The 2,404-nt window shown below is 68.1% G+C and carries 4 protein-coding genes and 1 pseudogene; 1 reads left to right on the forward strand and 4 read right to left on the reverse strand.

Annotation, left to right across the window (positions count from 1 at the left end; genetic code table 11):
* Positions 1–54: 54 nt before the first annotated feature.
* From IE277_RS46500 to IE277_RS46510, 4 genes and pseudogenes are all read right to left on the reverse strand, one after another.
* Complete coding sequence (locus tag IE277_RS46500) at positions 55–600, reverse strand: helix-turn-helix domain-containing protein (RefSeq protein WP_189960166.1); 546 nt, start codon at positions 598–600, stop codon at positions 55–57.
* Positions 601–703: 103 nt separating this feature from the next.
* Positions 704–988, reverse strand: coding sequence for a hypothetical protein (locus IE277_RS46505; protein WP_229882600.1), 285 nt, complete (start codon positions 986–988; stop codon positions 704–706).
* Complete coding sequence (locus tag IE277_RS50080) at positions 871–1,287, reverse strand: DUF6431 domain-containing protein (RefSeq protein ID WP_373311025.1); 417 nt, start codon at positions 1,285–1,287, stop codon at positions 871–873. Before IE277_RS50080 ends, IE277_RS46505 begins: the two co-directional genes overlap by 118 nt.
* A gap of 135 nt (positions 1,288–1,422) precedes the next feature.
* Positions 1,423–2,007: pseudogene (locus tag IE277_RS46510) on the reverse strand (IS701 family transposase); the annotation flags it as partial.
* 178 nt (positions 2,008–2,185) lie between these two features.
* On the opposite strand from IE277_RS46510, the gene IE277_RS46515 reads away from it, so the two are divergent.
* Positions 2,186–2,404, forward strand: a 219-nt coding sequence (locus IE277_RS46515; RefSeq protein ID WP_229882601.1) for a transposase, incomplete at its 3' end; no start/stop codon positions are given.

Below are 2,404 nucleotides of genomic sequence, written 5' to 3' on the forward strand. Positions count from 1 at the left end.
GGCGGCGTACCGACCCCCGCGGCAGGTCCATCCGTCAGCGTGATTCCACGTAACTTATAGGTAGGTTTTCCGGCCGCCGATCTTCGGCCCGTGCAGAGCGTCCCCGGTCCACAGTTCGTTCCCGCGGGTCGCCTCGAACCGGCCGAAGACGCTCTTCTCCGTGTTCAGCGTTCCGGTCAGGCCGGCGTTCACGAAGTGCCGCTGCAGCGTGCGGTCGGTCGGCGACCAGCCCTGCGTCGTGCGCAGGATCCGCTGGATCTGCGCGGCCGTCCGCGCCGGATTCTCCCGCTTCAGCGCGGCCGCCAGGTCCAGCACCTCGACGGGCGTGCGAGCAGTGACGTTCCTCGGCTCGGGCACCAGGGCCTCGAACCCGCCGGCCCGGTAGTGGCGGGTCCAGCGGTCCAGCGTGCCCCGCGTGACACGGACCTGCCGCCCGAACGGATCGGTGTGGTCTTGTGCCGCCAACTCGCGGGCCAGGTCTCCGCGTTCACGTTTGGTCAGCTTCGTGTCGATCAGGTCCTGGATCAGGCCATAGCGGAACAGGGCCACCTGCCGGGCCCTTGCCGCCCGGCGGCGGTCCTCGTCCTCACTCGGTGACATCAGTCATCCACCTCGCGTCTCGAACCACGCCCGTCCCCAACCGGACGGACACGATCAAGACTCGTGGCACCTCTCAACGCCGCCCAGGGGCGGCCCGTGTTGATCAACTAGACAAAGAAGGCGAGGCCAGGAGCCTGCCGCTGATGACCCGGCCGGCGAACTCCCATCGCGACACCGTGTGCTTGTCCGGCCACTTCGCCCGCGCTGCCCGATGGGCGGCCTCGATCGCCGAGACGGCGTCCGCCACCGGCGAGCCGGCCGGATCCGGCATCACCGGATCGTCCGCGACGGCGACCAGGACCACGGTGAAGTGCCGTCGCACCGCCTCGGCCCGCAGACGGAACCGGCGCAGCCAGCCACGGACCGTGCCCTCGGCCCGGCCCAGCACCGCGGCGATCGAGCGGTGCCCATGCCGAGCGCGGCTATCTCCAGCCCGGCCCCGATCACCCCGGCCGCATCCACCCGCCGCGGCACCACCACCTCGGCGAGCAGCACATGCGTGACCTCGCAGCCCGAGCAACGCGTACGACGAGGCCGCAGAAACAGCCTCGCCCCCAGATCACCCCGGATCTCCCGCGGCCGCCCGTGACCCCACGGAGCCAACACCGCCCCGCACGACGGGCACTTCAGCTCTCCACGCCGCAGCTGCTGTTCCACCCGAACGACATCGGCATCGACGACGAGCACGTGCAGCCTCTCTGCCCATGCTCACGGTGTCGTCGCGCACGAGCAGAGATCACACTCCCACCAAGATCAACACTCATGCACACCGAGAGTGTCGCCGACCCCCGCCTTCGTACTCACACAGAGAGTCGCTCAACACACTGCCGGTGGTACCAGCCCCCACCCCGCCAGTTCGTCCAGCACATCCAGGGCCATGCGCCACTTCTCCCGGTGCTCGACCCCCTCGGGCACCTGGCAACGACGCCGGCGTTCGACATCGCTGTCCCACTCCTTGGGCAGGAACAGCCGCCACTGCAGCGGGACGGAGGCGGTGTCAGTGACCGCGTGCACGCTGACTGCCACCTGACAGTTGGCCTGCTTGCCCATGGCCCCGCAGTACTGGTGGGCGACGGCGACCGACATTCTGCCGTCTTTGGGAAACGACACATCGTCGACTGCCCAGGCATCCGGGCCGATGAGCGGCACCATCCGCTGTGCGATCCGCCGTCGCACCGGCACCGGATCCCAGGTCGACTGGTTCACGAACTGCTGCAGGTTCTGTTCGTTGCCGTCCGGCAGCCGCGAGGCCATGGCCTGGATGGACTTGCGGCGACCGTCCGTCATCAGTCCCCGCAGATAGCAGTCGCTCTTGGCCCGCTGGTCCTTCCGCGGCACCGAGGAGAACACATTGGCCACGAATAACGCCAACTTCGTCCGAACACGGTTCACTTCATGTGCGTCCACGCACTCACCATGCTGCTGAACACGACCGACGGAAAGACCTAACGGAGTCCTACTAGTAGGGCTTGGTCAGATTCACTCACTGGTGGCGTGTCCGTTTGATCGGGTGGCTCGTTGACGGGTTGTGCTGGGTGGGGAGTTGGCTGCGGTCCGGTGTGATCTGGAGGACTTCGCGGCGGAGATGTTCGAGCCGTTTGCGTGGGCGGATCAGCGCCGGTGGGGCGGGGTCTATCTGCGGGGGCTGCTGCTGGACGGGCGGCGTAAGTCGGTGGAGCCGATGGCTGCCCGGCTGGGTGAGGACGGCAACCGGCAGGCCCTGGCGCACTTCATCACCTCCAGCCCGTGGGAGGCGGCGCATGTGCGTGCGCGTCTGGCCTGGCGGATGCAGCAGGTGATCAAG

Origin of the sequence: Streptomyces alanosinicus, from assembly GCF_014650595.1 — a bacterium.
GTDB classification, from domain to species: domain Bacteria; phylum Actinomycetota; class Actinomycetes; order Streptomycetales; family Streptomycetaceae; genus Streptomyces; species Streptomyces alanosinicus.